Source organism: Neobacillus drentensis (assembly GCF_036962765.1).
GTDB classification, from domain to species: domain Bacteria; phylum Bacillota; class Bacilli; order Bacillales; family Cytobacillaceae; genus Neobacillus; species Neobacillus drentensis_C.
Genome location: NZ_JBALOS010000405.1, coordinates 1 through 1,655, shown reverse-complemented (window position 1 = coordinate 1,655; position 1,655 = coordinate 1). Strand labels below are relative to the sequence as shown.

General features: G+C 31.9%; 2 protein-coding genes. Both read right to left on the bottom strand.

Annotated features, from left to right (window positions below; all coding sequences use genetic code 11):
• On the bottom strand, nucleotides 1-506 hold a 506-nt coding region (locus V7137_RS30095), incomplete at its 3' end, for a hypothetical protein (protein WP_335701468.1).
• A partial coding sequence (locus V7137_RS30090; RefSeq protein WP_335701467.1) for an ATP-binding protein occupies nucleotides 506-1,655 on the bottom strand: 1,150 nt, incomplete at its 5' end. The genes V7137_RS30090 and V7137_RS30095, both read right to left, overlap by 1 nt.

Sequence of the window (1,655 nt, the reverse complement as noted above, 5' to 3'; positions counted from 1 at the left end):
AAGTCCCTTAGTGTGGAATGTTCTAATTTACTAGCAACGGTTTCGTTTGTTACTGCAATTTCATCTAATGCTTCCAAAAATTCTTGGACTTTTTCATTTACATTATGGACAGTTTCAAAACATTCTTTTTTCTCTAAGTTAAGAATAGTAAGGGGTTTAACGATAATTCCATCATCGTTCTTTACTGCTTCTTTAAATACCTCTAGGTCTTCACCATCATGTTTACTCCATACTAAAATAATATAAGGACCGTTATCCTTGTGAACGATACACTCAATTATTGACATTAAAGTACTAATGGTATCTTTAGTATTTGCAACACCGTCAGCATATCTCATGTCTAAAAACAACAATCTAATATTTTTCAATGGTTCACTGGGCATGTTCTTTTTCCCATCAAAATAATACACAGGCACAGCATTTTGTGAAAGTACTTGGATTAGTGGAAGAGCTTCTTTATACATATCATCCACAATCACAACGCTTCCATTTTTAGGTAAAATCATTATTGAATTGCCTCCTTAAATGCAAGAACTACTAGCGCACCATTTTGAAATTCAGGTGGCAATTCCAAGTCTCCATTATCTGGAAAAATTAATTTTCCACCGTGTGAATTCATTACCTCATTAGCCAAGTGCAATCCCAAACCCATTCCACCTGGTCTATCAGATATAAATGGTTTAATTACTTGTTCTGTTGGTATTGTGAAACCCTTTCCATTATCAGCTAATACTATTGACTTATAACCCTCTAAAGCATCATCAGATATACCTAAATAAATCTTTTTTTGGGGTATTTTTGTATAATCAGTCCACCATATTGAGTTATCAATTAGATTCATTAAAGTCCCAAGAATTAGATTCTCAACACACTTGACATTTGAATTACCTTGATAGTCAGAAAAATCATCAATTATGTCAATTTTATGAACCCTGAGTCTATATTTGACATTAAAAAGTGCATTACGTAATACATCCTTTAAGTCACCAATGGTTTTCTTTTGATTTCTAATTATTGATGCGTATCCATCTGTTACTTTTGCTAAGTCATTTATTAGCGCTTTAATATGAGTTGAGGCTACTTCTTGCTTTATTGCATGCTCTAATTCACTTATTATTTTCTGCAATTCATGTACAACAATACTTAAGCTTAATCCTGAAGTAGCACTTCTAATATAGACATCACTTATATATTTATAATCATTTTCAATATTATCCAAGCATTTATATAACTCTTTTTGAAGATTATCATCAGTTATCTTCTTACTGATTTTCTTTTTAATATCTTCGATTCCAGCCATTACTGGCTCAGATTTATTGGTATGCCCATAATATTTCCTGAGTAATTCCTTATCAATAGCTCTTTCTCTCTCAATTTTTTCAATAGCAAAAACAATGGCATTTCTAAATGTTTCAAATGCTTGATTTTCAACAAAACCTTCTCGATTTGTTTTTTCTTCTAAGCCTGAACTTGTTTTTCTATCCAAATATACCGCACCAATCACAATACTACTGCTCAACGATATGCTTGGAGAATTAATCCTTTTTGCTTCCAACCCTAACCAATCATTTCCTTTTTCTCCATATTCATAGATCCTTATACCGTCTCTATATACAAAAATACCACCGTTAGTTTTTAAATATTCTCTTAAACCC